Origin of the sequence: Plantactinospora sp. WMMB782 (assembly GCF_049179135.1) — a bacterium.
Classification (GTDB): Bacteria; Actinomycetota; Actinomycetes; order Mycobacteriales; family Micromonosporaceae; genus Plantactinospora.
This window is the reverse complement of the sequence record NZ_JBMHMC010000007.1, coordinates 4,403,052-4,429,018: the sequence shown is the minus strand read 5'-3', so window position 1 is coordinate 4,429,018 and position 25,967 is coordinate 4,403,052. Positions and strand designations below refer to the sequence as shown.

The 25,967-nt window shown below is 73.7% G+C and carries 26 protein-coding genes; 15 read left to right on the top strand and 11 right to left on the bottom strand.

The window, feature by feature from the left end; all coding sequences use genetic code 11:
- Positions 1–57: 57 nt before the first annotated feature.
- Positions 58–1,521 (top strand): glycoside hydrolase family 3 protein, encoded by a 1,464-nt coding sequence (locus tag ACN28A_RS22130; protein ID WP_421397583.1) that lies wholly within the window; start codon positions 58–60, stop codon positions 1,519–1,521.
- Positions 1,522–1,862: 341 nt separating this feature from the next.
- Here ACN28A_RS22130 and ACN28A_RS22125 read toward each other — a convergent pair whose 3' ends face one another.
- Positions 1,863–2,543, bottom strand: coding sequence for a GNAT family N-acetyltransferase (locus ACN28A_RS22125; protein WP_421397582.1), 681 nt, complete (start codon positions 2,541–2,543; stop codon positions 1,863–1,865).
- 357 nt (positions 2,544–2,900) lie between these two features.
- Between ACN28A_RS22125 and ACN28A_RS22120 the strand changes: the two genes are divergently transcribed.
- From ACN28A_RS22120 to ACN28A_RS22105, 4 genes are read left to right on the top strand one after another with little or no spacing between them, the layout of a single operon-like run.
- On the top strand, positions 2,901–5,594 hold the full coding sequence (locus ACN28A_RS22120; protein WP_421397581.1) for a nitrate- and nitrite sensing domain-containing protein: 2,694 nt from the start codon (positions 2,901–2,903) through the stop codon (positions 5,592–5,594).
- 54 nt (positions 5,595–5,648) lie between these two features.
- Positions 5,649–6,068 (top strand): roadblock/LC7 domain-containing protein, encoded by a 420-nt coding sequence (locus tag ACN28A_RS22115; protein WP_421397580.1) that lies wholly within the window; start codon positions 5,649–5,651, stop codon positions 6,066–6,068.
- Between the two features lie 9 nt (positions 6,069–6,077).
- Complete coding sequence (locus ACN28A_RS22110) at positions 6,078–6,464, top strand: DUF742 domain-containing protein (RefSeq protein ID WP_421397578.1); 387 nt, start codon at positions 6,078–6,080, stop codon at positions 6,462–6,464.
- A complete protein-coding gene (locus ACN28A_RS22105) occupies positions 6,445–7,065 on the top strand; it encodes a GTP-binding protein (RefSeq protein ID WP_421397576.1) in 621 nt (206 codons plus the stop codon). The genes ACN28A_RS22110 and ACN28A_RS22105 overlap by 20 nt, the downstream gene beginning before the upstream one ends.
- A 200-nt stretch (positions 7,066–7,265) precedes the next feature.
- On the opposite strand, the gene ACN28A_RS22100 is transcribed toward ACN28A_RS22105, so the two are convergent.
- The 3 genes from ACN28A_RS22100 to ACN28A_RS22090 form a co-directional block, all read right to left on the bottom strand.
- The gene (locus tag ACN28A_RS22100; RefSeq protein ID WP_421397575.1) at positions 7,266–7,760 is read right to left on the bottom strand and encodes a nucleoside-diphosphate kinase; all 495 of its coding nucleotides are present in this window, start codon (positions 7,758–7,760) and stop codon (positions 7,266–7,268) included.
- A 260-nt stretch (positions 7,761–8,020) separates the two neighbouring features.
- Positions 8,021–8,296 (bottom strand): DUF418 domain-containing protein, encoded by a 276-nt coding sequence (locus tag ACN28A_RS22095; RefSeq protein ID WP_421404567.1) that lies wholly within the window; start codon positions 8,294–8,296, stop codon positions 8,021–8,023.
- Between the two features lie 8 nt (positions 8,297–8,304).
- Positions 8,305–8,637 carry a putative quinol monooxygenase gene (locus tag ACN28A_RS22090; RefSeq protein ID WP_421397573.1) on the bottom strand — a complete coding sequence of 111 codons (333 nt, stop codon included), beginning with the start codon at positions 8,635–8,637 and terminating at the stop codon, positions 8,305–8,307.
- A 204-nt stretch (positions 8,638–8,841) separates the two neighbouring features.
- On the opposite strand from ACN28A_RS22090, the gene ACN28A_RS22085 reads away from it, so the two are divergent.
- Positions 8,842–10,062 carry a PP2C family protein-serine/threonine phosphatase gene (locus tag ACN28A_RS22085; RefSeq protein WP_421397572.1) on the top strand — a complete coding sequence of 407 codons (1,221 nt, stop codon included), beginning with the start codon at positions 8,842–8,844 and terminating at the stop codon, positions 10,060–10,062.
- A gap of 46 nt (positions 10,063–10,108) precedes the next feature.
- On the opposite strand, the gene ACN28A_RS22080 is transcribed toward ACN28A_RS22085, so the two are convergent.
- Positions 10,109–11,218: an FUSC family protein gene (locus ACN28A_RS22080; RefSeq protein WP_421397570.1), complete on the bottom strand. Its 1,110-nt coding sequence runs from the start codon at positions 11,216–11,218 to the stop codon at positions 10,109–10,111.
- A gap of 113 nt (positions 11,219–11,331) precedes the next feature.
- Between ACN28A_RS22080 and ACN28A_RS22075 the strand changes: the two genes are divergently transcribed.
- Positions 11,332–11,841 (top strand): NUDIX domain-containing protein, encoded by a 510-nt coding sequence (locus tag ACN28A_RS22075; protein WP_421397569.1) that lies wholly within the window; start codon positions 11,332–11,334, stop codon positions 11,839–11,841.
- Positions 11,842–11,856: 15 nt separating this feature from the next.
- Here the strand turns inward: ACN28A_RS22075 and ACN28A_RS22070 are convergent, their stop codons facing one another.
- Positions 11,857–12,447 (bottom strand): TetR/AcrR family transcriptional regulator, encoded by a 591-nt coding sequence (locus tag ACN28A_RS22070; RefSeq protein ID WP_421397567.1) that lies wholly within the window; start codon positions 12,445–12,447, stop codon positions 11,857–11,859.
- Between the two features lie 97 nt (positions 12,448–12,544).
- Here ACN28A_RS22070 and ACN28A_RS22065 point away from each other — a divergent pair, with 97 nt between their 5' ends.
- Positions 12,545–13,666 (top strand): FAD-dependent monooxygenase, encoded by a 1,122-nt coding sequence (locus ACN28A_RS22065; protein WP_421397566.1) that lies wholly within the window; start codon positions 12,545–12,547, stop codon positions 13,664–13,666.
- A 96-nt stretch (positions 13,667–13,762) separates the two neighbouring features.
- Here the strand turns inward: ACN28A_RS22065 and sigJ are convergent, their stop codons facing one another.
- A complete protein-coding gene (gene sigJ, locus ACN28A_RS22060) occupies positions 13,763–14,647 on the bottom strand; it encodes an RNA polymerase sigma factor SigJ (RefSeq protein ID WP_421397565.1) in 885 nt (294 codons plus the stop codon).
- 185 nt (positions 14,648–14,832) lie between these two features.
- On the opposite strand from sigJ, the gene ACN28A_RS22055 reads away from it, so the two are divergent.
- The 3 genes from ACN28A_RS22055 (at position 14,833) to ACN28A_RS22045 (ending at position 19,113) form a co-directional block, all read left to right on the top strand.
- Entirely contained in the window at positions 14,833–16,518 is a 1,686-nt protein-coding gene (locus ACN28A_RS22055; RefSeq protein WP_421397564.1) for a hypothetical protein, read from the top strand.
- Positions 16,519–16,618: 100 nt separating this feature from the next.
- A complete protein-coding gene (locus tag ACN28A_RS22050; RefSeq protein ID WP_421404565.1) occupies positions 16,619–17,854 on the top strand; it encodes an AAA family ATPase in 1,236 nt (411 codons plus the stop codon).
- Complete coding sequence (locus ACN28A_RS22045; RefSeq protein WP_421397563.1) at positions 17,851–19,113, top strand: DUF2201 family putative metallopeptidase; 1,263 nt, start codon at positions 17,851–17,853, stop codon at positions 19,111–19,113. The genes ACN28A_RS22050 and ACN28A_RS22045 overlap by 4 nt, the downstream gene beginning before the upstream one ends.
- Before the next feature lie 19 nt (positions 19,114–19,132).
- Here the strand turns inward: ACN28A_RS22045 and ACN28A_RS22040 are convergent, their stop codons facing one another.
- The 3 genes from ACN28A_RS22040 to ACN28A_RS22030 all read right to left on the bottom strand — a co-directional run bounded on the left by ACN28A_RS22040 (position 19,133) and on the right by ACN28A_RS22030 (position 22,031).
- Positions 19,133–20,386, bottom strand: a complete 1,254-nt coding sequence (locus ACN28A_RS22040; RefSeq protein WP_421397561.1) for a hypothetical protein — start codon at positions 20,384–20,386, stop codon at positions 19,133–19,135.
- A gap of 110 nt (positions 20,387–20,496) precedes the next feature.
- On the bottom strand, positions 20,497–21,402 hold the full coding sequence (locus ACN28A_RS22035) for a hypothetical protein (RefSeq protein WP_421397559.1): 906 nt from the start codon (positions 21,400–21,402) through the stop codon (positions 20,497–20,499).
- Positions 21,399–22,031 carry a hypothetical protein gene (locus ACN28A_RS22030; protein WP_421397558.1) on the bottom strand — a complete coding sequence of 211 codons (633 nt, stop codon included), beginning with the start codon at positions 22,029–22,031 and terminating at the stop codon, positions 21,399–21,401. Before ACN28A_RS22030 ends, ACN28A_RS22035 begins: the two co-directional genes overlap by 4 nt.
- Before the next feature lie 439 nt (positions 22,032–22,470).
- Between ACN28A_RS22030 and ACN28A_RS22025 the strand changes: the two genes are divergently transcribed.
- From ACN28A_RS22025 to ACN28A_RS22010, 4 genes are all read left to right on the top strand, one after another.
- The gene (locus ACN28A_RS22025; RefSeq protein ID WP_421397557.1) at positions 22,471–22,908 is read left to right on the top strand and encodes a YbaB/EbfC family nucleoid-associated protein; all 438 of its coding nucleotides are present in this window, start codon (positions 22,471–22,473) and stop codon (positions 22,906–22,908) included.
- A 4-nt stretch (positions 22,909–22,912) separates the two neighbouring features.
- Entirely contained in the window at positions 22,913–23,245 is a 333-nt protein-coding gene (locus ACN28A_RS22020; RefSeq protein WP_421397556.1) for a type VII secretion target, read from the top strand.
- The gene (locus tag ACN28A_RS22015) at positions 23,242–23,943 is read left to right on the top strand and encodes a WXG100 family type VII secretion target (protein ID WP_421397554.1); all 702 of its coding nucleotides are present in this window, start codon (positions 23,242–23,244) and stop codon (positions 23,941–23,943) included. Before ACN28A_RS22020 ends, ACN28A_RS22015 begins: the two co-directional genes overlap by 4 nt.
- Positions 23,944–24,312: 369 nt before the next feature.
- Complete coding sequence (locus ACN28A_RS22010) at positions 24,313–25,392, top strand: hypothetical protein (protein ID WP_421397553.1); 1,080 nt, start codon at positions 24,313–24,315, stop codon at positions 25,390–25,392.
- Positions 25,393–25,434: 42 nt separating this feature from the next.
- Here ACN28A_RS22010 and ACN28A_RS22005 read toward each other — a convergent pair whose 3' ends face one another.
- The gene (locus ACN28A_RS22005; protein WP_421397551.1) at positions 25,435–25,725 is read right to left on the bottom strand and encodes a DUF1540 domain-containing protein; all 291 of its coding nucleotides are present in this window, start codon (positions 25,723–25,725) and stop codon (positions 25,435–25,437) included.
- Positions 25,726–25,967 lie beyond the last annotated feature (242 nt).

Sequence of the window (25,967 nt, the reverse complement as noted above, 5' to 3'; positions counted from 1 at the left end):
AGACGGCCCACCCCGGTGCGACACTCGGAGCCGGGGAAGGGCCGAAGGGGGAGGAACGTGCCGACCGATCCAGGAGTACGCCGGCTGGTGCTGGGTACGCTGCTCGCCGCCTTCCCGGGCACCAGCCCGCCCGACTGGGCACTGGACCTGGTCGCCGAGGGACTGGCCGGACACACCCTGTTCGGCCGGAACGTCGAGCATCCCGACCAGCTCGCCGAGGCCACCGCCGCGCTGCGGGCGGCCCGGCCGGACGTACTGATCGCGATCGACGAGGAGGGCGGCGACGTCACCCGGCTGGCGCACGCCACCGGCAGCCCCTACCCGGGCAACGCCGCGCTCGGCGCGGTGCACGACGTCGGGCTGACCGAGCGGGTCTACCACGCGATCGGCAACGACCTGGCGGCGGTCGGGGTCAACCTCGACCTCGCACCGACCGTGGACGTCAACACCGCCGACGACAACCCGATCATCGGCACCCGGGCGTTCGGCGCCGACCCGACCCGGGTCGCCGGGCACGCCGGCGCCGCGGTCACCGGGCTCCAGTCGGCCGGGGTGGCCGCCTGTGCCAAGCACTTCCCCGGACACGGCGCCACCGTCGCGGACTCGCACCTCGAACTGCCCACTGTGGACGTACCCGTGGCGTTGCTCAGGGATCGCGACCTGCCGCCCTTCGCGGCGGTGATCGCGGCGGACGTCAAGGCGATCATGACCGCGCACATCCGGGTACCCGCGCTCACCGGCGACGCCCCGGCCACGTTCAGCCCCGCCGTGCTGGGCGACCTGCTCCGCTGCGAATACGGCTTCACCGGCACGGTGCTCACCGACGCGCTGGAGATGCGGGGCGCGGCGGTGGCCGCCGGTGGCGTCGGGCCGGGTGCGGTCCGGGCACTCGCCGCCGGAGCCGACCTGCTCTGCATCGGCGCCCAGGTCGACGCCGAACTCGTCGAGCTGGTGGTCGCCGAGGTCACCGCCGCGCTGCGCGACGGCCGGCTCGACCTCGCCCGGGTCGAGCAGGCCGCCGGGCGGACCGCCGCACTCGCCGCCTGGACCCGGGCCGCCGCCCCGGTCCGGGCCGCCGGAACAGACCTCGGGTACGCCGCCGCGCGCCGAGCCGTCCGGGTCGAGGGCAGCCTCGACGGGCTGGGCGTACCGCTCGTGGTGCAGCTCTTCTCCACCGCCACGATCGCGGAGGGCCGGGTGCCGTGGGGGCTCGGGCCGCACCTGGACGGCGCCGAGCAGCTGCGGGTGGTCGCCACCGAGACCGACCCGGAGGCGCTGCGGCAACGGGCCGCCGGCCGGCCGATCGTGCTGGTCGGCCGGCACCTGCACCGGCTGCCGGGCGGCCCCGAGCTGGTCGAGGCGCTGGCCGGCAGCCATCCGGTGACAGTTGTCGAGATGGGCTGGCCCTCCGGCTGGCGCCCGGCCGGCGTACGCGCCTTCGTCACCACGTACGGCGCCAGCCACGCCAACGGCCGGGCCGCCGCCGAGGCCCTCCGGCTCACCGCCACCGCCACCGCCTGAGACGGCCACGACGACTGCGACGGCGACGGCGGGGGTGGCCCGTACCGACCGTCACCGGCGGGCGGGGTGCCGACCGGGCGCATACCGCACATATCTTGATCCCCACCAGGGCGGATCCGCCGAACGGGCACTTCGGACAGGTCCACCGAAGTCTTGTCGCGATCGGCGCGGCTACGTAGCGTTATCTGCACCACCGACGGTGCCACCCACTGGACGGGACCTCGGCCTGGGAGAGCCGCGGACCGTGGACCCCGGGCGCGGGTCCACGGTCCGTGCGGCCGACCGCGACCGTCCCCTTCGGACGGACGTGGGTTCACGGGGCCTGGTTCACGGGGCCTGGTTCACGGGGCCGGCGGCCGGTCCACCCGCTCCAGCCCGTAGGCGGACCAGCCACGGTCGGCGAAGCCGGCGGCCTCGGCGACCCGGGCCGACGCGACGTTGCCGGGATCGTGCAGGTACGTCGGCACGGCCCCCTCGTCCAGCACCCGCCGGGCCGCCTGTGCCACCAGCCGGCGGGCCAGCCCCCGGCCCCGGCCCGCCGGTTCGGTGCCGACGGCGATCTCGTGCCCGTAGCCGTCGTGCCGCTTGATGCCCGCTCCGGCGAGGTAACCGCCGTCGGAGTCCCGCGCCACCAGCACCTCGCCGCCGAACGGGCGCAGCCAGCGCGGCACCACCGGATCCGCCGCGTCGACCCACTCCCCGTGGTCCGGCAGCGGCGTCGGAGCGAGCGTGTGCCGGAACACCGCCCGGTAGCCGACCCAGCCGGGCAGACCGACCACGGCGGGCAGTTCGGCCAGCAGCGCCGCCATCGACCGGGGGCCGAGCGCGCGTACCGCGACGGCCCGGTCCGGCGGCACCGAGAGGACGACCCCGAGCGGACTGCCCACCGCGACGACCGGATGCGGCTCGCCGTCCCAGCCCGGCTGGACCCGGCGCTCGGAGCCGACCACGTCCAGCGCCCCGCCCGCCGGCCACTGGCCCAGCCAGGTCACCAGGTGATGGTGCAGCCGCTGGTCGAGCATCCACCCGCCCCCGATCGAACCTCCGGCCCGACAGGCCGGTCCGGACAACCCAATCTCAACGAAGGCTATCAATGCCAACCGGCCCCGTCCGTGCCCCGCGCGTCCCGGCACCGGGACCGGCCGCAGTGGACGTACCCGGGCGGGTGGATGCGCCGCCCGGCTCTGATCAGCAGGCCAACCGCCCGGGAGGGGCCAAAAAGGTGATCTTCGTTCAAACCGGGGGTTGAGGCATCACACCGGGCGCTGCTAGCGTGCGCCGGGTACTCGAAGATCGCGGCTGCGACCAAGGGCGCCCGCGACGCCAGAAACATGGCGAGTGATCGATCAATCGGCCTTCGACCGGCACGGGACGGTGTAATGGGCTTTCGTGCTTCGCGCCTGCGTACCAAGGTTGTCGCCCTGCTGGTCACCCTGACCCTGCTCTGGGCGTTCGGCGCCTGGGTCACCCTGCGGGACGGCTTGAACCTGGTCTGGGTGCAGACCCTCGAGGCCCAGGTGTACGCCCCGACCGAGCCGCTGGTCCTCAACCTGCAGAACGAACGGCGGCTCTCCCTGCGCTACCTCGGCGCACCGGAAGCCCCGAGCCGGGAGCAGCTGGAGACCGAGCGCCGCAAGGTGCTCGCGGATGTGGCGATCTTCCGGGCCGACGCGCGGCACTGGTTCGCCGAACTCGCGGCCCGGCCGGAGTTGGAGCGGCGGGTCGCCGAGGCGCTGGCCCGGCTCGACGGGCTCGCCGCCGTCCGGGAGGCGGTCGACGCCCGCCGGATCGACCGGCTGTCCGCGGCGGCGGCGTTCACGGAGGCGATCGAAACGATCTTCCGGATCTACGGTTCGCTGGGCAACCTGGACGCCGGTGACATCGACCGCCGGGTGGAGAACCTGATCCGGTTCACCAAGTCACGGGAACTGGCCTCCCAGGTCGACGCGCTGCTCTCCGGCGCGTACGCCGCCAACCGGATCAGCCCGGCCGAGCACGCCCGGGTGATCCAGCTGATCGGCACCGAGCGGCTGATCGCGGACGAGGCGATGGCCGAACTCCCCCGGGCCGACCAGGACCGCTACCGGCAGGCGCTCCAGCAGGGCCCGCTGGCCCGGCTGCGCGCCGCAGAGGACCGGATCGTCGCGAACGGACGACCGAACGGCCGCCCGGCGGTCTCGGCCGAGGAGTGGCGCGGCACCATCGACCCCGGTCTACAGGAACTGCTCCGGTTGCAGGTCGCCGGCGGCGACGAGGTGGTCAGGGCGGCCACCCCCGGCGCCATCGGAACCATCGTACGAGTCCTGATCATGGCCATCCTCGGCCTGGTCGCCGTCGTCATCTCGGTGAACACCGCCCGGTCGATGGTGCGCCAACTCGAACAGCTGCGCACGGCGGCCCTGAAGCTCGCCGACGAGCGCCTGCCGGAACTGGTCGGCCGGCTCGGCCGGGGCGAGACGGTCGACGTCCGGGCGGAGGCACCGCCGCTGCGGGCCGGTCCGGACGAGATCGGACAGGTCGCCCAGGCCTTCAACGTGGCCCAGGAGACCGCCGTACGGACCGCGGTGGAGCAGGCCGAGCTGCGCCGCAGCGTCCGGGACATCTTCCTCAGCCTGGCCCGGCGCACCCAGGCGCTGATCCACCGGCAGCTCACCCTGCTGGACACGATGGAGCGCCGGGAGAACGATCCGGAGGAGTTGGAGGACCTGTTCCGGGTGGACCACCTCGCCACCCGGATGCGGCGCAACGCCGAGAACCTGATCGTGCTCTCCGGCTCCACGCCGGGCCGGGCGTGGCGGCGGAACGTCCCGATGATCGACGTGCTCCGCGGCGCGGTGGCCGAGGTGGAGGACTACGCCCGGGTCACCGTACTGCCGGCCGGTGAGGTGGAGCTCGCCGGCCGGGCGGTCGGCGACGTGATCCACCTGATCGCCGAGCTGGTGGAGAACGCGCTCTCCTTCTCACCCCCGCACACCGCGGTGCAGGTCAGCGGTCAACTCGTGGCGAACGGCTACGCCGTGGAGATCGAGGACCGGGGCCTCGGGATGAACGCCGAGGACCGGGCCGCCGCCAACGAGCGGATCGCCACCCAGCACGAGTTCGCCCTCACCGGCGGTGCCGCCCAGCTCGGCCTCTACGTGGTCAGCCGGCTCGCCGAGCGGCACGGCGTACGGGTGCGGCTGAAGGAGTCGCCGTACGGCGGCACCACGGCGGTGGCACTGATCCCGCCGAGCCTGGTCACCGACCGCAGCGGGGACGGCGACCAGTTCACCGGCCCGGCACCTGTCGAGCGACTGGCGGCGAGTGGGGTCGGCGGCACCGTACGCCGGCCGTCGGGCCAGGAACTCGGCCGGTTGCCGGAACTGGAGTCACTCCGAACCGTGGGAACGGAGTCGGGGCGGCTGTCGGACCGGGGGCCCGGGGCGGCAGCGGAGTCGCAGCGGACCGCCGACCGGATGCCCCCGGCACCTTCCGAGGGCGGCGCCCTGCCCGGGCCGACCGGTCGTCCCCCGGGCGCACCGCCGAAGCCGGACCTCGCACCGCCACCCCGGGACTTCCCGCCGCTTCGGGACTTCCCGTCGCCGCATGGCCTCCGGCCGCCGCAGGACCTCCCGCCAACACAGAGCTCCGCCGTCACGGCGCCGGGCCCCGGCTCGTCCATGCCCGGCTCGTCCATGCCCGGCTCGTCCACACCCGGCTCGTCCATGCCCGGTCGTCCGGCTCCGCTGCCGGAGTACCCGCCGGTCCCGCCGGACGCGGCGGGGTCGGGCGCGGCCGGCACACCGGCCGGCTCCCCCTCGACCGGGACCGGGTCGGGTCCGGCGCGCGGGTCGGCCTCGCTCACCCCGTCCGGGCTGCCGGTCCGGGTACGGCAGGCGAGCCTCGCCCAGCCGCTGCGCGGCGGGAACGACCGGCCCGAGCCGGAACCGGCGGAGGAAGCCACTCCGCGTACCCCTGAACAGATCCGCCGGATGATGAGTGCCTATCAATCGGGCACCCGGCGCGGACGGTCCGACGCCGAGCGCCCGCCGGACGACGATGGCAGCACCGGACCGGCTCCGGCCGGGGCCTGAGCGCGCACCGTCTGGCGAGACGGCGAGATCACCGGTAGAGAGAGGGACCAACCCGTGCAGAAGACAGCGTCCAACCTCGACCTGACCTGGTTGCTCGACGACCTGGTCGGTCGGGTGAAACAGACCCAGCACGCCATCCTGCTCTCCGTCGACGGGCTGTTGATGGCCTCGTCGCGGGAGCTCGACCGGGACGACGCGGAGCACCTGGCCGCGGTCGCCTCCGGGGTGCAGAGCCTGGCCCGGGGGGCCGGCAAGCGGTTCGGCGGTGGGCCGGTGCAGCAGACCATCATCGAGATGCGCTCGGCTTTCCTGTTCGTCACCGCGGCCGGGCACGGCGCCTGTCTCGCGGTACTCGCCTCGGAGGACGCGGACGTCGGGCTGATCGCGTACGAGATGGCCATGCTGGTGACCCGGGCCGGCAAGTACCTCGCGTCGAGCAGCAGGGCACCCGACGCCCCCACCCCGCGGCAGTGACCCCGGACCATGACCGAGTACGAGGAGCCTCCCGAGGTCCACTGGGTCGACGAACAGGCCGGGCCGGTGGTCCGGCCCTACGCGGTGACCCGGGGTCGCGCCCGGCCGGTGACCGGCAAGTTCGACCTGATCTCACAGGTCAGCACGGTGCGGGCGCTCGCCTCCCGGGACTTCGGGCTCGGGCCGGAGCACCTGGCGATCGTCGCGCTCTGCCGGCGGCGGCTCTCGGTCGCCGAGGTCGCGGCACATCTGGACCTGCCGCTCGGCACGATCCGGGTACTCCTCGGCGATCTGCTCGAACGACAGCTCGTCCGGGTCTTCGAACCACGACCGGCACCGGTCCTAACCGATGACAGCATCTTCGAACAGGTGATAAATGGGCTACGCGCACTCTGACGGTGCCGACCTCGCCGGAACGTCCGGCGAACCGCTGCCGACCGCCGTCAAGATCCTGATCGCGGGAGGCTTCGGCGTCGGCAAGACCACCCTGGTCGGGGCGGTCAGCGAGACCCGTCCACTCCGGACCGAGGAAGTCCTCACCGAGGAGGGGGTCAGCGTCGACGACCTCTCCGGGGTGGAGGCGAAGACCACCACCACGGTGGCGATGGACTTCGGCCGGATCAGCATCAGCGACGACCTGGTGCTCTATCTCTTCGGCACACCCGGGCAGGACCGGTTCTGGTTCGTCTGGGACGAGTTGGCGCTCGGCGCGCTCGGTGCGGTGGTGCTCGCCGACACCCGCCGGCTCGCCGACTGCTTCCCCTCGGTCGACTACTTCGAGAAGCACGGCACACCGTTCATCGTGGCGGTCAACTGCTTCGAGGGTGCCCGGCAGTACCAACTCGAAGAGGTGACCCAGGCGCTCAGCCTCGACCCGGGCGTACCGGTGATGCTCTGCGACGCCCGGAAGCGGGAGTCCGGCAAGCAGGTGCTGATCGCCGTGCTCGAACACGCGATGCGCAGTCACCGGACGATGTCGTCGGCCAGCCCCGGCTGAGCCGCCACACCGGGAACTCCGGAACCGGCCGGTCCGGGCCGCCGTCGGGTGCGGGGCCCGGACCGCCGTCTTCGCGGACCGCCGGAGCCGGATTCGGCGGCCGCCGTGGACCCGTCAGGCCGCCGTGGACTCGTCAGGCCGCCGTGGACTCGTCAGGCCGCCGTGGACTTGTCAGCGCGCCGCCGCCGGGGTGGTGCGGGTCAGAAGACGTACCGCTCGGCGAGGCCGGGGTAGTCGAACTGCTCGTCGGCACCGAACCACAGCTCGGACTCGTACTTCGCCTCGTCGACGCTGCCGGAGGCGTGCACCAGGTTGGCGATGGCCTTGCCGGTCGCCTCGGCGTAGGCCTTCGACATGTGCGCGAAGTCGCCCCGGATGGTGCCCGGTGCCGCCTGCCCAGGGAAGGTCGGGCCGATCATGCGGCGGACGTTCGCGACCGCCTCGACGCCCTCCAGCAGCAGTGCCACCACCGGCCCCTGCTGCATGTAGGTGGCGGTGGCGTCGTAGACGCCCTTGCCGAACCGCTCCTCCAGGTCGAAGTAGTGCCGGCGGGTGAAGTCCGGGTCCAGCTGCTTCATCTTGATGCCGACGATCTTCAGGCCGGCGTCCTCGAAGCGCTGCACCAGGCGTCCGGTCAGCCCGCGCGCCACCGCGTCCGGCTTGAGCAGGACAAGAGTACGTTCTATGGCCGCCACCGTGGCGCCTCCTCGATCATCGGTCGGGCCTCGACGAGCTGGCCGCGTGCCGAGCCCGGTCCCTGGCCGCCGGGTGCCCGCTCCAGCGACAGGCCGCTGAGATCACGATAGTAGTCGGCCCGGTTCGGTCGGTTCCGCGCTACCGCCGGCCCGGTGCCCCCGGCCGCCCGGCCGCGCCGGCGGGCGGTTGGGCGGTTGGGCGGCCGGTTGGGCGGTTGGGCGGCCGGGCGGGTGCGCGGGGGCGTGCTGGCCACCGTCGGTCACCGCCGCACCGGTGCTCCGGGGGTGGCCAGCGGAGTCTGCCGGTAGCTGAGCCGGCGGAGCAGCACCTCGGCCGGACCGCGCCGTCCCGCCCGGGGCATGGACTCGGCCAACAGCACGGAGCCCAGCCAGACACCGAGGGCCACCGCCGAGGCGGCCGCGTCGCCGAGCCGCCCGCCGAGCCCGCCGGCCCACGGCGAGAAGACGGCCACGGACGCCACGGACCGGAGCAGGTGGCAGGTGAGCGAGCGCTGCCCGCAGGCGCCGCCCCGGATGGTAGGTCTCAGCGCCGCTCGGGCACCGTCATCTCGCCGAGGATCGACCAGTCGTCCTGCGGGACGGTGGTGTTGACGATCCGCGGCGTCTCGGCCAGGTACTCCGGCAGACTCCGCTGCGCCTGCCGGAAGTGCTCCGACCCCACGTGCGCGGCACCCGCGTCGCCGTCCCGGAACGCCTCGACCAGCACGTACTCCGTCGGCTCCTCGACGCTACGCGCCCACTCGAACCAGAGGCAGCCGGGCTCCGCCCGGGTCGCCCGGGTGAAGTCGGCGGCGATCTCGGGCCACCGCTCGGCGTACTCGGGGAGCACTCGGAACTTCGCGGCGATGAAGATCAATTGGAACTCCCTCGTACGGCGGGACGGCTACCGGCGACCGGGGTCGCGTCCGCCGATCCTAGTGCCCGAATCCGTACGCCGGGCAGGGCCGATCGCGGCCTTTCTCCGGTTATGGCCGGCGTCCGGGCGGCCCGCGTCCGACCCGTGCCGAAGCACCCGCCGACCAGCGTCACGCCCGACCGGGCAGGGACTAGGCTTGCCCGCGTGATCGAGGCGGACAACCCCGGAGCCGACGAGCGGCTGCGCCGGATCGAGGCGGTGACCGACTCGGCGCTGTCCCAGCTGGAAGTCGGCGACCTGCTCGACGAACTGCTGGCCCGGATCTGCGGACTGCTCGGGGTCGACACCGCCGTGATCCTGCTGCTCGACCAGCACGCCCAGCAGCTCGTGGCCACCGCCGCGAAGGGGCTGGAGGAGGAGGTCCGGCAGGGGTTCCGGATAGCCGTCGGCCGGGGGTTCGCCGGCCGGATCGCCCAGGACCGGCAGCCGGTCGTGCTGGAACGGGTCACCCCGGCCGAGGTGGTCAACCCGCTGCTGCACGAGAAGGGCATCCGGTCGATGCTCGGGGTACCCATGTTCGCCGGCTCCGAGCTGGTCGGTGTGCTGCACGTCGGCACCCTCACCCCACGCCGGTTCGGCGCCGACGACATCCGCCTGCTGCAACTCGTCGCCGACCGGGCGAGCCTGGCCAGCCAGGCCCGGACGGGCAGCATCGACCGGACCGCCGCCCTCGCCCTGCAACGCAGCCTGCTGCCGACCCGGCTACCGGAGGCGGTCGGCGTCGACATGGCCGCCCGGTACGTCCCCGGGCACCACACCGGGATCGGCGGCGACTGGTACGACGTCTTCACCCTCCCCTCCGGCTGGCTCGGCATCGTCGTCGGCGACGTCTCCGGGCACGGCCTGCCGGCGGCCGTGGTGATGGGACGGCTGCGCAGTGCGCTGCGGGCGTACGCCCTGGAGTGCGACGACCCCGCCGACGCGCTCACCCGGCTCGACCGCAAGATCCAGCACTTCGAGGCGGGCAAGCTGGCCACCGTGCTCTATGCGCTGACCAGCCCCGATCGGACGGAGCTGCGGATCTCGCTGGCCGGGCATCTGGCCCCGATGATGGCCCGGCCCGGCGAACCGGTCGACACGGTGCCGCTCCCCATCGACCTGCCGCTCGGCACCGGGCGTCCGAGTGCCCGCCGGAGCACCACCGTCGAGTTCCCGCCCGGCGCCCTGCTGGTCTGCTACACCGACGGTCTCGTCGAGCGGCGGAACGAGCTCATCGACATCGGGCTGGATCGGCTGCGCGCGGCGATCCGGCCCGGACCGGCGGAGACGGCCTGCGGCAAGATCATGGCCAGTATCGGCGTCGAGCAGCCGGTCGACGACGTGGCCCTGCTCGCCCTGCGCCGCACTCCCGCCGCCGCCGACTAGCCGACCAGCCGACCACCGTCAGCGGCCCGGACGCGGGTAGCAGGGTCTACAGCGGCGGCAGTCCCAGGACCTCGTCGACCCGGTTCAGCACCGCGACGTCGTCCGCGCCGACCCCGCGGAGCAGATCGATCGCGGTCGCCCGGATCTGGCCCACGATCATGATGATCGGCAGCGGAGGCGTCCGGGTGAGCAGCCGCCCGGCGCTGCGTACCGCCGCCAGGGCGGCGGCGTCGGTCCGCTCGGCGTACCTGTCGGCCGCCTCGTCCTGCCCGCTCAGGTCGGCGGCGAGCGCCTCGCCGGCGCACCGCATCGCCTCGGCGAGCGAGTGCAGCGCCTCGGGCAGTTCCGGCGGGCTGGCCACCGGCAGCCGGGTCAACGCCACGCCGGCCCGGGCCAGTACCCGCAGGTTGCGGACCGCGTAGTCGACCTGCCGGCTGGACGCGTGCAGCGCGTGTACCCGGCCGATGTGCCGGTGCCGCCGTACGTGCAGCCGCAGCGCCTCCCCGGCGGCCAGTACCGCCGTCTGGAGCCGGTCCACCGCGGCGTCCAGGCCGCGGGCCCGGGCGAGTGCGGCGAGCGCCGCCGGCTCGTCGCGCCGGTCCAGCGCGTCGCTGATCTCGACGAGCAGTCCGGCCAGCGCGGCGAAGGTCTGCCGCGACTCGGCCAGCAGCGGGGCGAGCGGCTGCCGGGCGCTGGCCAGCTGACTCGCGGCCAGTGCCACCACCCCGCCGATCAGGGCGTCGACGAAGCGGAACGGCACCAGCGAGTCGGTCGTCGGCGGCACCACCACCAGATAGAGGGCGGAGACCGTGGCCTGCACCACCGAGACGTTGCTCGCGCCGATCGCCGTGGCGAGCCCGACGGTCAGCAGTACGACGGTGAGAACCGTCCAGGTGGTCCGGCCGAGAGCCTGCACCACGAGGTCGGCGACGAGTACTCCGGCGGCGACCCCGAGCACCACCTCGACGGCCCGGCGCATCCGCTGCCCCCGGGCCTGGCCCAGCACGATCAGTGCCGCCGCCGGGGCGAAGAACGGCTGCGGGTGGCCGAGCAGGGCCGCCGCGACCGCCCAGGAGACGGTGGCGGCGAGCGTCGCCTCGACCACCGGTACCCAGCCGTGGCGCAGCCGGTCCACGACGGGCCGCAGCCATCCCACCGGAGAAACACCTCGTCCCGCACGCTCGTTTCCCGCACGATATCCGCTGCCAGAACGCCCGCGCGCCGGCTGCCGGTCGTCCCGGTGCGGCGGGGACGGGTAGCCTCCTCGCCGTGACCGGTGTCCCACACTCGCACTGCTCGTACTGTGGCACCGCCTACTCGGTGCTCGCCTGGCCCCGGGTCTGCGGGTCCTGCGGCCGGACCACCTGGCGCAACCCGGCCCCGGTGGCGCTGGCGATCCTGCCGGTGCTGACCGGGCAGGGCGTGGGTGTGGTGGTGCAGCGCCGCGACATCGAACCCGGCCGGGGGCTGCTGGCGCTGCCGGGCGGGTTCATCGACTACGGCGAGGACTGGCGCGACGCGCTGGTCCGGGAACTCCGCGAGGAGACCGGCCTGGTCGCCGAGGCCGGCACGGCGGAGCTGTACGCGGTGCACAGCGCACCGGCCGGCGGCACGATCCTGATCTTCGGCGTACTGCCGGCGCGGCCGGTCGACTCGCTGCCCGCCTCGGCACCGACCGAGGAGTCCACCGAGTGGCTGGTGCTCACCGAGCCGGCGGAGCTGGCCTTCGACACCCACACCCGGGTGCTTGCCGACTTCCTGGCCGCCAACCGCCGCTGACCCCGGCAGTTCCGGTCAGGCGTCGCCGAGCGCGGCCCGGACGATCGCGGCGGCCAACTCCCGGGCCTGTTCGGGGCCGACCTCCCCCGGCGGGCCGCTGACCAGCGTGAAGAGCGCGCCACCGTAGAGCGTGACGAGGGTCGGCACGGCCTCCGGCGGAATCCGCAGCCCGAGATCGGCGTGGTGCCCGGTGGTGAACGCGACCGAGCGTTGCAGCAGCCCGCGCAGCGCCTCCGCGAGGGCCGGCCGGCGCAGACTCTCCAGCCGGAGTTCGAAGATCGCCAGGTACCGGTCCCGGTAGGTGGTGGCGGCGGTGAACAGCGAGCCGGCGATCAGGTCCACGGCACCCTCGCGGCTGCCCGCCGAGGTCGGCCGGTACGCCGATCCGGCCGCGTCCATGTCGGCGTAATGCAGCTCGCCGACCCGGTCCGCCACCGCGACCAGCAGCGCCTCCCGGCTGCGGAAGTAGTTGACCGCCGTACCGGTGGGAAGACCGGCCCGCCGTTCGACCGCGCGGTGGGTGACTCCGTGCACCCCGGTCTCGGCCAGCAGCGCGATGGCGGCGTCGGCGAGTTCGGCCCGGCGCCGGGGATTGGGTGGTGGCACACCCGGATACTATGCCAACATACGTAGTACAACGATCGTAGTGAACGGAGTGTGCCGTGCAGGTGCCGAGTGTCGTACAGGTGTCGGGTGTCTCGTCATGCAGGTGTTGATCGTCGGCGCCGGCGTCGGCGGGCTGGCCCTGGCGAACGGTCTAGTGGCCGACGGACACCGGGTCCGGGTGCTCGAACGGTCCGCCGGACCGCGCACCGACGGCGCGGCGGTGACGATCTTCAGCAACGGCGCGGCCGCCGCCGCCGGCCTCGGCGTACCGCTGGACGGGCTCGGTGGTGACGTCGAGACGCTGGAGTTCTGCACTCCCGACGGGCGCCCCTTCGCCCGCGCCGACCTGCGGGTGCTGCGCCGTGACACCGGCTACGGGGTGGCCACCGTGCCGCGCGCCGCGATCCTCGAACGGTTCGCCGCGGCACTGCCGCCGAATACCGTCCGGTACGGCTGCCCGGTTGCCGACCTCCAGGTGCGGCCCGACGGCGTGACCGTGGCCGGTGAGACCGGAGACGTACTGGTCGGCGCCGACGGCTACCGGTCGGTGGTACGCCACACCGTGCTGGACGAGTCTCCGGCCGTCCGGAACGGCTGGGTGAGCTGGCAGGGGCTGACCAGGGCACTGCCCCGGCTCGCCGGTGACGTGCACGCCCGGTGCCTGGTCGGCCCCGCCGGACTGTGCGGGCTGATGCCGGCCGGGTCCGGCCTGCTCCAGTGGTGGTTCGACGTATCCGGACCAGCTCCGCGGGACCGTCCCGTGCTGGAGTGGCTGCGCGACCGGTTCGCCTCGTACGCCGAACCGGTAGGCGAGCTGCTGGCCGGGCTGTCCGGGTCGGACGTGCAGGCGTACCCACACGTGCTGCACCGGGTGCCGACACGTTGGGGAACCGGCCCGGCGACCCTGCTCGGCGACGCGGCGCACGCGTTCCCGCCGTCCCAGGCCCAGGGCGCCAACCAGGCGCTGGAGGACGCCTGGCTGCTCCGCCGCGCACTGCGGACCCCGGACGACCCGGTCGACGCGCTGCGCCGGTACGAGCGGACCCGCAGCCGCCGGGTACGCCGGATCTCCCGGCTCGCGGCGAGTGAGATCACCAACCGGCCGCCCGGGGTGCTGACCCGACTCGCCGGCCGGGCGCTCAGCCCGACGCTCACCGCACGGTTGCAGCTGGCGAGGATCCGGTCGTGCAGCAGCGTCCTGAACGACGACGACGGCTGACCACCGACCGGCCGGGCGGATCAGTGGATTCCGAGCGGCTCAGCAGATTCCGGGCGGCTCGGCAGATTCCGAGCGGCTCAGCAGATTCCGGGCGGCTCATAGGTCGAGCGCGCCGAGGTCGAGCCGGGCCAGCCGGTCGGGGTCGGCGAGCACGTCGACGGCGACGATCCGGTCGTCCGCGACGGTGAAGGCCATCACGAACAGCGGCCGGCCGTTCGCCGCCACCACCACCCCGGCGGCGCCGTTGACCAGCGCCGGCCGGACGAACGGCGAGAGCCGTCCGGAGGCGAGCGCCTGTCCCGCGACCGCCCGGGGGCCGTTCAGCACGAAGGTCAGGCGCGGCCGTGCCGTACCGCCGTCGGAGCGGAGCACGATCTCGGGGTCGAGAAGGGCCAGCAGGGCCTCGAAGTCGCCGTCCCGGGAGGCGGCGAAGAACGCGTCGACGACCGCACGCTGCCGGGCGAGGTCGGGATCGGGGGTCGGGGCCTGGCCGCGTACCCGTCGGCGGGCCCGGCTGGCGAGCTGCCGTGCCGCCGCCGGAGTCCGGTCGAGCATCGGGGCTATCTCCTCGAACGGCACCCCGAACAGGTCGTGCAGCACGAAGGCGAGCCGCTCGGCCGGGTTCAGCGTCTCCAGGACCACCAGCAGCGCCAACCCGACCGAGTCGGCAAGTACCGCCTCGTGTTCCGGATCCGTCCCCGTCGCCGGGTCGACGATCGGGTCCGGCACCCGTACGTCCAGCGGCGCCTCCCGGCGCGTCTCGCGGGACCGCAGCGCGTTCAGGCAGACCCGGGCCACCACCGTGGTCAACCAGCCGGGCAGGTTCTCCACCCCGGCGGAGCCGGCCCGGCTGACCCGCAGCCACGCCTCCTGCACCGCGTCGTCGGCCTCGGTGACCGAACCGAGCATCCGGTACGCCACCGCCCGCAACCGGCCGCGCTGCTCCTCGAACCGGTCCGTCAACCACTCGTGCTCGTCCACCCGGGTTACCTGTCCTTCCTCGCCGGGGTCACCGTAATGACCCGCCGGCCCCGGCCGGTGTGACGGGCGGGCGGTGCGCCACCGATCCTGCGGGGTGGCTCGCGGGTGCGGCAGGCGGTAGGCTGCTCGGCGATGACTACCTCCTTGTGCAGATTGGGGGTCCGGTCCACGCAAGGTGAGTGCTGATGCACTCGACCGTGGACGGGAACTCCCGACTCTCCTTCTGGCGGCGGGTGCGCGAGTTCGCGGTGCCGCCTTCCGTGATCGAACTGGCGACCGCCCGTCGTACCTCCGGCGACTGGGCCGGAGCCTGTGCCGCCGCACGCGTCGACGTGGAACTGCGACCACGCTCCGTGGCCCGCACCCACGGTCGCGAGCTGGCCGCCCAACTCCGCACCGACCTCGCCCATCTCGCTCCTGACCTGCTGCGCTGGCACCTGCCCCGGGTCGCACCGGACGGGCTGCTCCGACCGGGCCTGACCATCCCGCTGGCCCGGTACGTCGCACCGGACGGCAGTACCCCGCACCTGGTGGTCCGGACCCCGCCGAGTTGGGCGGACGCGGGGCAGCGGATCAGCCTCGCGCTCTGGGACCCGAGCCGGTGCCCGGCGTCCGGCCGGCATCCGCATCCCCGTCCGGACCGGCTGTACCGGCTCGACCTGCACCGGCACCTCTGGGACGTACGCCGGGCCGGAGAACTGCGGGTCCGCTCCGGTGCAGCCCAGCCGACCACGACCGACCAGCCGACCACGACAGGCCGCTCGGAGTCGGCAGGCCGGGCGGCGTCGGCAGCCCAGCCGACCACGACCGACCAGCCGACCACGACAGGCCGGGCCGCCACGCCGACCTGGCCGACCACGGCAGGCTGGCCGATGTCGCCGGAGCCGGCGGATCCGGCGGCCACGGTGGACCCCGCCGGTCTGCTGCCCGACCTGCCGGGCGGGTTCGACTGCGCGGTGTCCCGCTGGGCCGCCGAGGCGCGTTTGCTGCTGGACGCGGAGGGGGCCGACGGCAGCACCGTCGCCGTCCGGCTCGGCTCCCGGCACCGGCTGCTGCTGGACCTGGCACCGCAGCAGCACGGCGATCCCGGTCGGCTGCGGATCCGGGCGGTGCCGGCGCGCCGACGCGGCCGTGGGCTGTCGACCCGGCCGGTGCTGCCCGACGCGGCGACCTGGGTACTACCCGACCTGGCCCTGCTGCGGGCCGGGCTGATCCGGGTCGACCAACTGCACCCGCTCGTCGCCGCCGCGCTCGTCCCGGACCCGCCGGGGCATTCCCGGTGCACCGTGCCGACCGAGCCGGTCGAGGACGTCACCGTTCGCGGTGCGTCACCGGCCCGCGATCCGGTGCCCGTGCCGGCTCGGCCGGTCCCCGGGAGCCCACCGGCTGGCGGCGGCGACCCGCCGGAGCGGCTCGTCCGGTGCCGGGGCGGATGGCACCGGATCGGCCTGCGGGACGGGACGCTTGTCGCGCTGGACCACGACCCCGCCGAGATCCGTCGCGAGGAGCTGCTGGCCGCGCTGGCCGGAACGCCGCTGCCGTGTCTGGACATGATCGACCGGGCACACCGGCAGCCCGAGGACCTCGACGACATCCGGGCCCGACTGGACCACGGCGACACCGACGGCGCCGTGGCCGCCGTCGAGCGGCTACTCGGACCGGAGGCGCTGCTGCGGAGTGGCGCCCTGCGGGACGAGCTGGCGACGGCGGCGCTCCGCCGGGTCTCACACGGGCTCTACCGGGCCGGGCTCGGCGAGTGCCTGCCCCATCCGGCCAGCGGCCTCGCCGGACGCGCTCGCGAGCTGTCCCGGCAGGCCGTCTGTTCCTCGCGTACCTCCCGGGCTCGTCCCCGGCACGCCAGTTTCCGCTGACCCACTCCGCGCCTGTCTCCTCTTCCGCGCCTGCCTCCGTCCAGGCACCCGTCCGGGGTGCCCCGACTCGACCTCAAGGTGATCCGACATGCGAACCTCCCTGCCGTCCGCCCACTCCCCCACCGACCTTCCCCAACTCGACGTCGCCGCCGACCTCCTCGCGCTGCTTGGCGACACCTCGACCGAGCCGCGTCCCGACCCGCAGCTCGAGGCGCTGACCCTGGCGGTCGCGGCCGACCTGCCGGTGCTGCTCTGGGGAGAGCCGGGCATCGGCAAGACCGCCGTCCTGCACCAGCTCGCCGCCGCTCTCGACCTGCCGCTGACCACGGTGATCGCAAGTGTGCACGAGCCGTCCGACTTCGCCGGCCTGCCGGTGGTCGGCGACGACCCGGCGGTGCAGGGGGTGCCGATGGCCCCACCGGACTGGGCCGTACGCCTGGTCCGGGCCGGTCGGGGACTGCTCTTCCTCGACGAACTCTCCACCGCGCCGCCGGCCGTGCAGGCGGCACTGCTCCGGGTGGTGCTGGAACGGCGGGTCGGTGCCCTGCGGCTGCCGCCCGGCGTGCGGATCGTGGCCGCCGCCAACCCCCGCTCCTCGGCGGCCGACGGCTGGGAGCTGAGCCCGCCGCTGGCCAACCGCTTCGTCCACCTACAGTGGACGTACGATCACCAGGTCGTGGTCCGGGGTCTCGGCGGGACCTGGCCACGGGCCGCCCTGCCCCGACTCGCCCCGGAGCGGCTGCCCGAGGCGGTGACGTTCGCCCGGCGCGCGGTCTGCGGGTTCCTGACTGCCCGCCCCGGCCTGGTGCACCGGCTGCCGGACAACGAGGCCCGGCGGGGCGGACCGTGGCCCTCACCGCGCAGCTGGGACATGACCCTGCGACTCGTCGCCTTCGCCACCGCGGCCGACAGCTCCCGGGAGGTGCTCTCCATGCTGGTCCGGGGGACCGTCGGGGACGGCCCGGGGCTGGAACTGCTGGCCAGCCTCGACCGGTTGGACCTGCCGGACCCCGAGCTGCTGCTGGCCGCCCCGGGCCGGGCCGACCTGCCCGAGCGCGGCGACCTGCGGCAGGCCGTACTCGACGCGGTGGTGGCGGCCGTCCGCGAGCGTCCCGACCGGTCCCGCTGGGACGCGGCCTGGCAGCTGCTGGTCCGGGCGCTGGAGACCGGCGCGCCGGATCTGGTGGTGGTCCCGGCGACCACCCTCGCCGCGCTCCGCGAGCCGGACTGGGAGCTGCCGGAGTCGATCGAACGGCTCGCCGGTGTGGTGGCACTCCGCCAGCGGGCGGACGAGGTCGCCACCCGGGTCGCCGCCACCGCCGGGGCCGGCCGATGAGCCTGCCGACCGGGGTGCTCGACACCGACAAGCTCTTCACCGCCCGGCTGCACGCGGCCCAGGTCCGGCCCTACCTGGCGACGGCGCTCTTCGCGCTGCATCCCGTCGAGTCCCGGCGGGTGCCGACGATGGCGGTGGACCGGCACTGGCGGTGCTACGTCTCGCCCGGGTTCGTGGACCGCACCCCGCTGGAGGAACTGGCCGGGGTGTGGGTGCACGAGGTCTCCCACCTGCTCCGCGACCACCACGGCCGCGGCGACCGGGTCGCCGCGGAGCGTGGACTGGTCGGGCCGGGCGAACGGCTCCGGATGAACATCGCCGCGGACTGCGAGATCAACGACGACGTCTACGGCGACGGGCTGGCCCGCCCCGAGGGTGCCGTCGAACCGGCCCTACTGGGGCTGAACCCCGGCGAGCTGATGGAGGACTACCTGCGGCAGTTCCGGCTCGGGCCGTACACCCAGGACTTCGTCTGGCTGGACTGCGGCAGCGGCGCCGACGGGCTGGCCCGGGAATGGGACCTAGGCGCCGACGGCGCGCACGGGCTCACCGCGCAGGAGCGGGACGCCGTCCGGTTCCGGGTGGCGCAGGGCATCACCGGCCGGCCCGGCACGGCGCCGAAAGGTTGGCAGCGGTGGGCGGAGGAGGCGTTCCATCCGCCGCAGCCGTGGCGGGACCTGCTCGGCGCGGCGGTGCGCTCGGCAGCCGCCAGCAGCGGCGGCGGCGAGGACTACACCTACGGCCGACCGGCCCGGCGCTCCGCCAGCCTGCCCGGAGTGATCCTGCCGAGCCTGCGCCGCCGGCCACCCCGGGTCAGCGTGGTGATCGACACCTCCGGCTCGGTCAGCGACGCCGAACTCGGCAGCGCGCTGCTGGAGGTCGCCGCGATCGGCCGGGCCCTCGGCGGCCGGCGTGAGCTGGTCAGCGTACTGCCGTGTGACGCTGTGGCCCGGACCGTGCACCAGCTCTGCCGGGCCGAGGGGATTCCACTGCTCGGCGGCGGCGGGACGGACCTGCGTACCGGTTTCGCGGCGGCGCTGCGGGTCCGACCCGCGCCGGACGTCGTGGTGATGCTCACCGACGGCCAGACACCCTGGCCGACCAACCGGCCGGCCTGCCGGACGGTGGTGGGGTTGTTCCCCCGGCAGCGCCCGACCTGGTCCGAGACGGATCCCGAGTACGTGCCGGACGGGCCGCCGGACTGGGCCCGGGTGGTCGAGATCGGCGCCACCGACGCCGGCCGTTCCGCGCACCGTTGACCCGGCGGCCCGGGTCGGCTCAGGGCAGTGCGCTGGCCGGGACGCTGAACAGCACCCGGCCACCGGGCCCGGTCGGGTTGTCCCGGGACCACTCGGTGGTGGACCACACCTCGCCGGTCGACCACCAGTAGGTGACCGCCTCCGGATGCAGCGACCAGCAGAGCGGGCTGGTGGCACCGCCCACCGTGCAGGTGCTCGACCGTCCGTTACCGCCACCGGGGGTGAATCCCCAGAGCTGGCCGTGCAGCGTCGCCGAGCTGTGCACCACGTACCAGCGGTTGTTCAGCGCCAGGACCCCCTGCTGGTTGCCGACCCCGCTGGCGTACGCCTCGACCGGGGTGGCGCTGTTCGGCAGCCGGAACTCCGGCCCGAACGAGTACCGGGCGAGCCGGCCGCGCCTGCTCTGGTCGCTGAAGTACTCGGCGGTGACCAGGCTGTCCGGGCTGGTGCTGCGGTCCAGCGACAGCGACGAGAAGCAGGGGATCCCGGTGTCGCTGTCCATGCTGCACGCCCCGCCGCTGTACGTGTAGTACCCGATCTGCGGCATCACGTACTTGTAGCCGTACGCCGCCCAGCCGTCGCCGACCCTGCCGATGTCGGAGGCGCCGGAGGTGGTCTGCAGGATGTGGCTCATGCTGAACACCCGCAGCGCCACGGTGCCGTTGCCGACGGCGTTGACGATCAGCTTGTCGCCGAACCAGATCATGCCGCCGATGTGGGTCTTGGCGGCGCCGAAGTCGCTGCCGGTCGAGTTCGGGTCGACCAGGTAGACCCACCGGTACTTCGGCGCGGCCGGGTTCGTGTAGTCGATGAACGCGACCCGCGCGTCGTTGCGGCGGGTCCCGCTGCCCCAGGACCAGCCGGAGAGGATCGCCCGCTTGGCACCCCAGGCACCGTCGTCGTCCGCGTCTCCGGAGCTGGTGATGCCCTGTGGCGACCAGTTCAGGTCGGTCGCGTCGGCGGTGTTGAAGCACCACCTGACGGTCGCCACGGGCGCGAGCGGCAGGGCGGCCAGCTCCTCGCTGTTGCAGGTGGTCATCGCCCGGTTGCCGTCGTCCAGCACCGTCGCGACGCCGACGTTGGGCAGCGCGTCGTCGAGGGCCTTGATCGCCGCCGCCGGCTCGGCGTGCCAGGTCAGCCCCATCGGCGCCGTACTGGTCGCGACGAGCGGGTCCGCGTAGGCCGCGGCGGCGGGTGCGGCCGGCCAGGCGAGCGTCGCCAACACGACGCCGAGCGCGAGAGCGCCGGCGGTAAACCTTCGTCCAGCCATCATCCCTGCCCCCGTGCAGACCGATTCGACGGCGGAACTATAGCGATCACTGCGGCACCCCGCCGCCCCGATCGGTGCTGCCGCCGATCCGGCGGGCCAGCCAATCCATCCACTCAGGCTCCCGGTCGGGCCGGCTGGTCCCGCCACGGCAGCGGTCGGGAGACCCGCTGCCACCACCAGCGGTCGGCGCGGTGCGGCACGTGCTGCGCCGGCCCCAGCTCCGCCGCGAGCGCGGCACCCTCGTCCTCCTCGGTACGCGCGACGAACTGCTGGTCGACCTCGCCGAGAGCGATCGCGAACGGCGTGCGGGCGGGCTCCGGCAGCGCCTGACCGAGCTGTCCGAGTTCGTCGCGGAGTTCCAGGTCCTCGCGGTAGTACGACGCCGGATACCAGCCGTCCGGCGGCCACCCGGCGGCCATCCGGGCCACCATGCCCTCCCAGGCACCGAGCCGGGTGCAGGCACGCCACACCGCCTGCGACACCGCCGGGACGTCCGAGTCCGACCACGGCTTCAGCTCCGCGCGCAGCCGGTCGGTGACCGGGGTGGGCATCCGGTGTTCCCGGATCACCTCCGGCAACGCGGCCACCGCCAGGTCCGGGAAGACCGCCACCGGATGCTCGACAGCCTCGATCCGGTAGATCGACTCCTCCGCACCGCCGTCGTCGACGATCCGCGCCCGGGTACGGCGACCGTCCGGGGCCACCAGCCAGTACGCGCTCGGCAGCGGCTCCTGCCCCGGATAGACCACCACCGTGCCGAGCTGCTGTGCCAGCACCACCGCGACGACCGACTCGGGCGGCTGCGGGACGATCGTGTCGGTGGGATAGATCTCCAGCTGCCAGTGCAGGTGACCGGTGACCGGTGCGACGGTGCAGATCACCTGCGCCGACCAGTTGCGGTCGGCGTCGTCGGAGTCCCCGACGTCGACCTGCTCGACGGGCAGCGCGAAGAGCGTCGCCAGCGCCGAGACGAGCCGGTCCCGGTGCAGTTCACCGAAGATCATCAGGTAGTACGTCACGGCTCGTACGTCCCGTCGTAGATTTCCTTCGCCTTCGCGACCGCCTCCGGGTTGTTCAGGAAGCGGGGATTGTTCTGCAACTGTGGCGACTGTGCCGGGTCACCACCGACCCTGGTTATCTCCTTGAGCGCCGCGTACTCGTTACGGTCCAGCTTTACCACACCGTCTCCTGAGTCGGGGAAGACCGTGCCGTTCGACTCGACACCGTACGACCGGCCGTTCACCTCGTACCGCTGGGTTTCCGGGTTCCACCGCGCGTTGCCGGCGGCGATCTGCTCCACGTCGCCCCGGGCCGCGTCCTCGTACCCCCGCAGGTAGACGGTGCTGGGATCCTTGACCTCGCCGTTGCGCGACCCGGCGACGGTGTGCCGGGGGTGTGGAACCCGCAGGTCCCGGCCCCGGGCCGGACCCGGCACGTCGTCGCCGGCCCGGAACTGCTGCCTGCCGCGATCGCCCGCGCCGCCCGGCCCGCGTCCGCCGCCGCCGGCACGACCGCCCTGCATGCGTTGCCAGGCCTGGTCCTGGCCCTTTGCGACGCTCGCCGGCACACCGCCGGAATCTGCACGCTGCCGGGGGACGTTCCCGTCGCCTCCACCACCGTCGTCGCCACCCCGTGGCTTCCCCGTCATGGTCGCCCTTCGGCCGTTCAGGTTGGTCCGGTACCGCAGGTCGGACACCGATCCGCGCCTGCTGCCGCAGGGCGGAGCCCACCCCCAGCCGCCACACCGGTCAGGGCCGACCCGCGCGTTCCGGTGGCGCGGTGCCGACGGCGTAGGCGCAGGGCAGAGCCGTCCTGCGCCCGCAGTCTATGGGTACCCGGGAACCGGCGCCGACCGCCGTGCGAGCGGACCGCCTCCACCGCTGCCCGCCGCACCACCGACGCCCACGCCCTCGTCGCCCGGACCGTCGCCGCCCACTCCCACGCCGTCATCCTCCGGTCGCCGGGCCGGTGCCGTTCGGTCGGACGCAAGGTCGGACATGGCCACCGGCAGCCCTACCGTGGCACGCTCGACCTGTCCCGGGCGCTCTACCATGGGCCGGAGCATCGATCATCGGAGGTGGCGGGTGGTGTTCGGTCCACAACCCGGCGGGGGCGGCATCCTGGACCCCGACGGGGCCATGGAGCACCTCGCGGCGTGGAAGGGACGCATCGACCGGCTGGCCGCGGACACCCGGACGATGAGCGACCGGCTCCAGCAGTTGCGGGTCACCGCCACCTCCGCGGACCGGATGGCCGAGGTAACCATCGACCACACCGGAGCCCTGCTCGAACTGCGGCTCGACCAGCGGATCCAACGGGTGGCGCCGGAGGCGGTGGCAAGGGTGATCATGAGCACGATCGCCGACGCCCGCCGGAAGGCCGCCGCGCAGGCCCGGGAGATCCTCGCCGACACCGTCGGCACCGACTCTCCGGCGGCCCGGGCGATCGCCGCCCGGGTCGACCAGCAGTTGCGCGACCTCCAGACCGGAGAGAGCACACCCGACCGCGACCCCAACCGGTGGTGAGACGATGGGCGACGGCTACGACGTCGAGGTGAGACAGATCCGCTCGCATGCCGGGCACGTCGAGGACCTGGCCGAACGGTTCGGCGCGGTCAAGGGCGCCAGCGCGCACATCAGCCAGGACGAGTCGGCGTACGGGTTGTTGTGCGGATGGATCTCCGGGGTGCTGGAGAGCAGGCACACCAGGCAGGACGAACTCGTCGCGTACGTGGCGGAGAACCTGTCGCTGGCCGCCGAGAGCCTCCGCTCGGCCGCCGACAACTACGAGAACTCGGACCTGCGGGCCGCCGACTCGTTCGACCGGCTGGGCGCGCGGATGCCGGACGGCGTTCCCCGATGACGGACACCTCACTCGTCGCACCGGTCGGCTCCACCCGGGAGGTCTGGACGGGCTCCGCCCTCGCCGACAGCGTGGAGGGCCTGGTCGACGCCATCCGCAGCGAGAGCTGGGTCGACGACCTGCTGGCCGGCGCGACGCTCGGTGTGGAGGTCGCGGCGACCGTACTGGATCCGTTCAGCGCCCTGCTGGCGAACGGCCTCGGCTGGGCGATGGAGTACTTCGAACCGCTGCGGCAGGTCCTGGACGAGCTCACCGGGATGCCCGACGTGGTCGCCTCGCACGCGGCGACCTGGGACAACATGGCTGCCGAGCTACAGCGGATCTCCGGGGACCTGCAGGCCCGGGTCACCGGGGACCTGGCCGGCTGGCGGGGCGACGCCGCCGAGGCGTACCGGAGCATGATGGCCTGCAACGTCGACGCCATCGGCGGGCTCGGCGGGATCTCGGCGGCGATGGCGGCCGCCACCCAGGCGGCCGGCAGCCTCGTCTCGTTCACCCGGGACATCGTGCGCGACCTGATCGCCGACCTGGTGGCCCGGGTGGTCGTCTGGGCCGTCGAGGCGATATTCGTGGTGACGATCCCGGTGATCGCGGCCCAGATCGTGACCGCGGTGGTGAAGTGGAGCGGCCGCATCCTCACCTACATCGGGGCTCTGATCACCAGCCTGACCAACCTCTCCCGGCTGCTCAACGGCTGACGTCCGGCGTCGTGCCGGCGGCCGGGGGGCGCCGCACCCGACCGGGGACCCGCGGCCCGGGACGTCGCTCGAGCTGCCGCGCCGATCCGGCGGCGGTTCTGATCCGTACTCCCTGCCGGAAACGCCGGCGTCCCCGGCGGATCGACGGGAGGTACGACAGTGGAGCGCGCCGCTGGCACCGACGGGTTCACCGACGACAAACCGGATGCCGGACCCCGCCGGCCGGATCCACCGCAGTCGGCTCCACACCAGCCGGCTCCGCAACAGCCGGCTCCACAGCAGCCGGATCCACAACAGCCGGATCCACAACAGCCGGATTCGCTCGGGCCGCCGGATGCCGGCCCGCCGGACCAGCGAGCCGCGTCTCCGGTGCCGACCGGAGCCCTCGACCAGCGCAGCTACCTCGACGACGCCTATCTCGACGACGGCTACCTCGACGACGGCCTTCTCGGCGGTCGCCGGCCAGGAACCGTCCCGCCCGAGTGGACGCGGCCCTCAGGCGGGCGAGTGAGGGCCGGAGCGCCGGGCACCGGGCGGCCGAGTTGGGACCAGGACACCCTTGACGCGATCGTCCCCGTCGCACCGCGCGGCAGGGCATCGGCCGGCGCATCGCCCACCACCGACGCCGCGATCCCGGGGCCGGGCCATCCCGAGTCGGGGGCGCCGTCCCGGTGGCGGTCCCGGTTCGCGCTGTCCCTGATCGCGGTACCCGTCTTCGTCGCGGTCACGATCGGCGTCTTCGCCCTGCTCTCGAACAGTTTCGGCGGGGCGGGTGTGCCGCGTACCGCTGCCCCCGGCGACCCGGCCGCACCGCCGCGGGTGGTGGAGCCGGTGCATGCCGGCGAGGCCAGTGCCCCGCTGGACGGCCGCGCGGAGGCGACCTTCGACCTGGTCACCGACACGACCTCGGTCCGGCTGGGCGCGGCCGACCTCGGCGATCTGCTCTACCGGATCAGCACCCCGCCCGGGGCGAACGTGCTGCCGAGACCCGAGGTCCGCACGGATCGGGTACTGCTGCACCTGGTGCCGAGCGGCACGAGCGGGCCGGGCGCGGTCGACATCGAGTTGAACTCCCGGGTGCGCTGGGAACTGCGGTTCAGCGGCGGTGCGGCGGAGCGCTCGCTGGACCTCGCCGGAACCCGGCTGACCGGGGTCGAGTTCGTCGGCGGATCCACCCGGATCGACCTGACGCTGCCGGCGCCGGAGGGCACCCTCGCGGTACGGATGTCCGGCGGGGCCAACCAGTTCCGGGTCCGCGCGCCGGCCGGCCCGCCGGTCCGGGTACGGCTGGCCAGCGGCGCCGGCGCCGTGACGGTGGACGGCGACCGTCGCTCCGGCATCGCCCGGGGTACCGACCTCACCCCGCCCGGTTGGGAACGGGCCGACAAGCGCTTCGACCTCGACCTAATTGCCGGAGTGGCCCTGCTGACCGTCGAGCGGCACCGGTAGTCGTCGCCAGCGGGTCAGCGCGGCCGGTACGGCCCGTAGCAGTCAGCGCGGCTCGTAGGTCTGGCAGTCCGCGGCGTCCTGTCGGGGACCGACCCGGATCGACGGGGCACTGCACTCGAGGTCGGCGTTGTAGCGGCAGTCGTCCCGCTTGCAGGCGCCGACCTGGGCGATCACCCGGTCGAGACCGCCCTTGGCGGCGGTGTCGATGAAGGTGGCGCAGTTCGCCGTCTGCTGTCCGATGGTGATCGCGAAGGCGTGACAGCCGTCGTGGTTGTAACCGCACTCGGTCACCGTGCACTCGTGTACGCGCGGCATCTCCAACATGTCCGTCATTGTCAGCTCACCCTTTCGTTGACAAATACAGACGATGGCATCTCAAAATTCGACATTACACGCCGCCGTACGTGTTCACCATTCAACGAGCCGACAGGATTCGTTAGGCAAGCCTTTCCTACTTATCGCACAGGATGCACGGTATTGGCTTGCCTAACCTATCCAGAAGGGCACCAGCCCCATTCACGGCGAAAGGGCCGGGCCGGCCGCGCGTACGCGGCCGGCCCGGACATCGGAGCTTT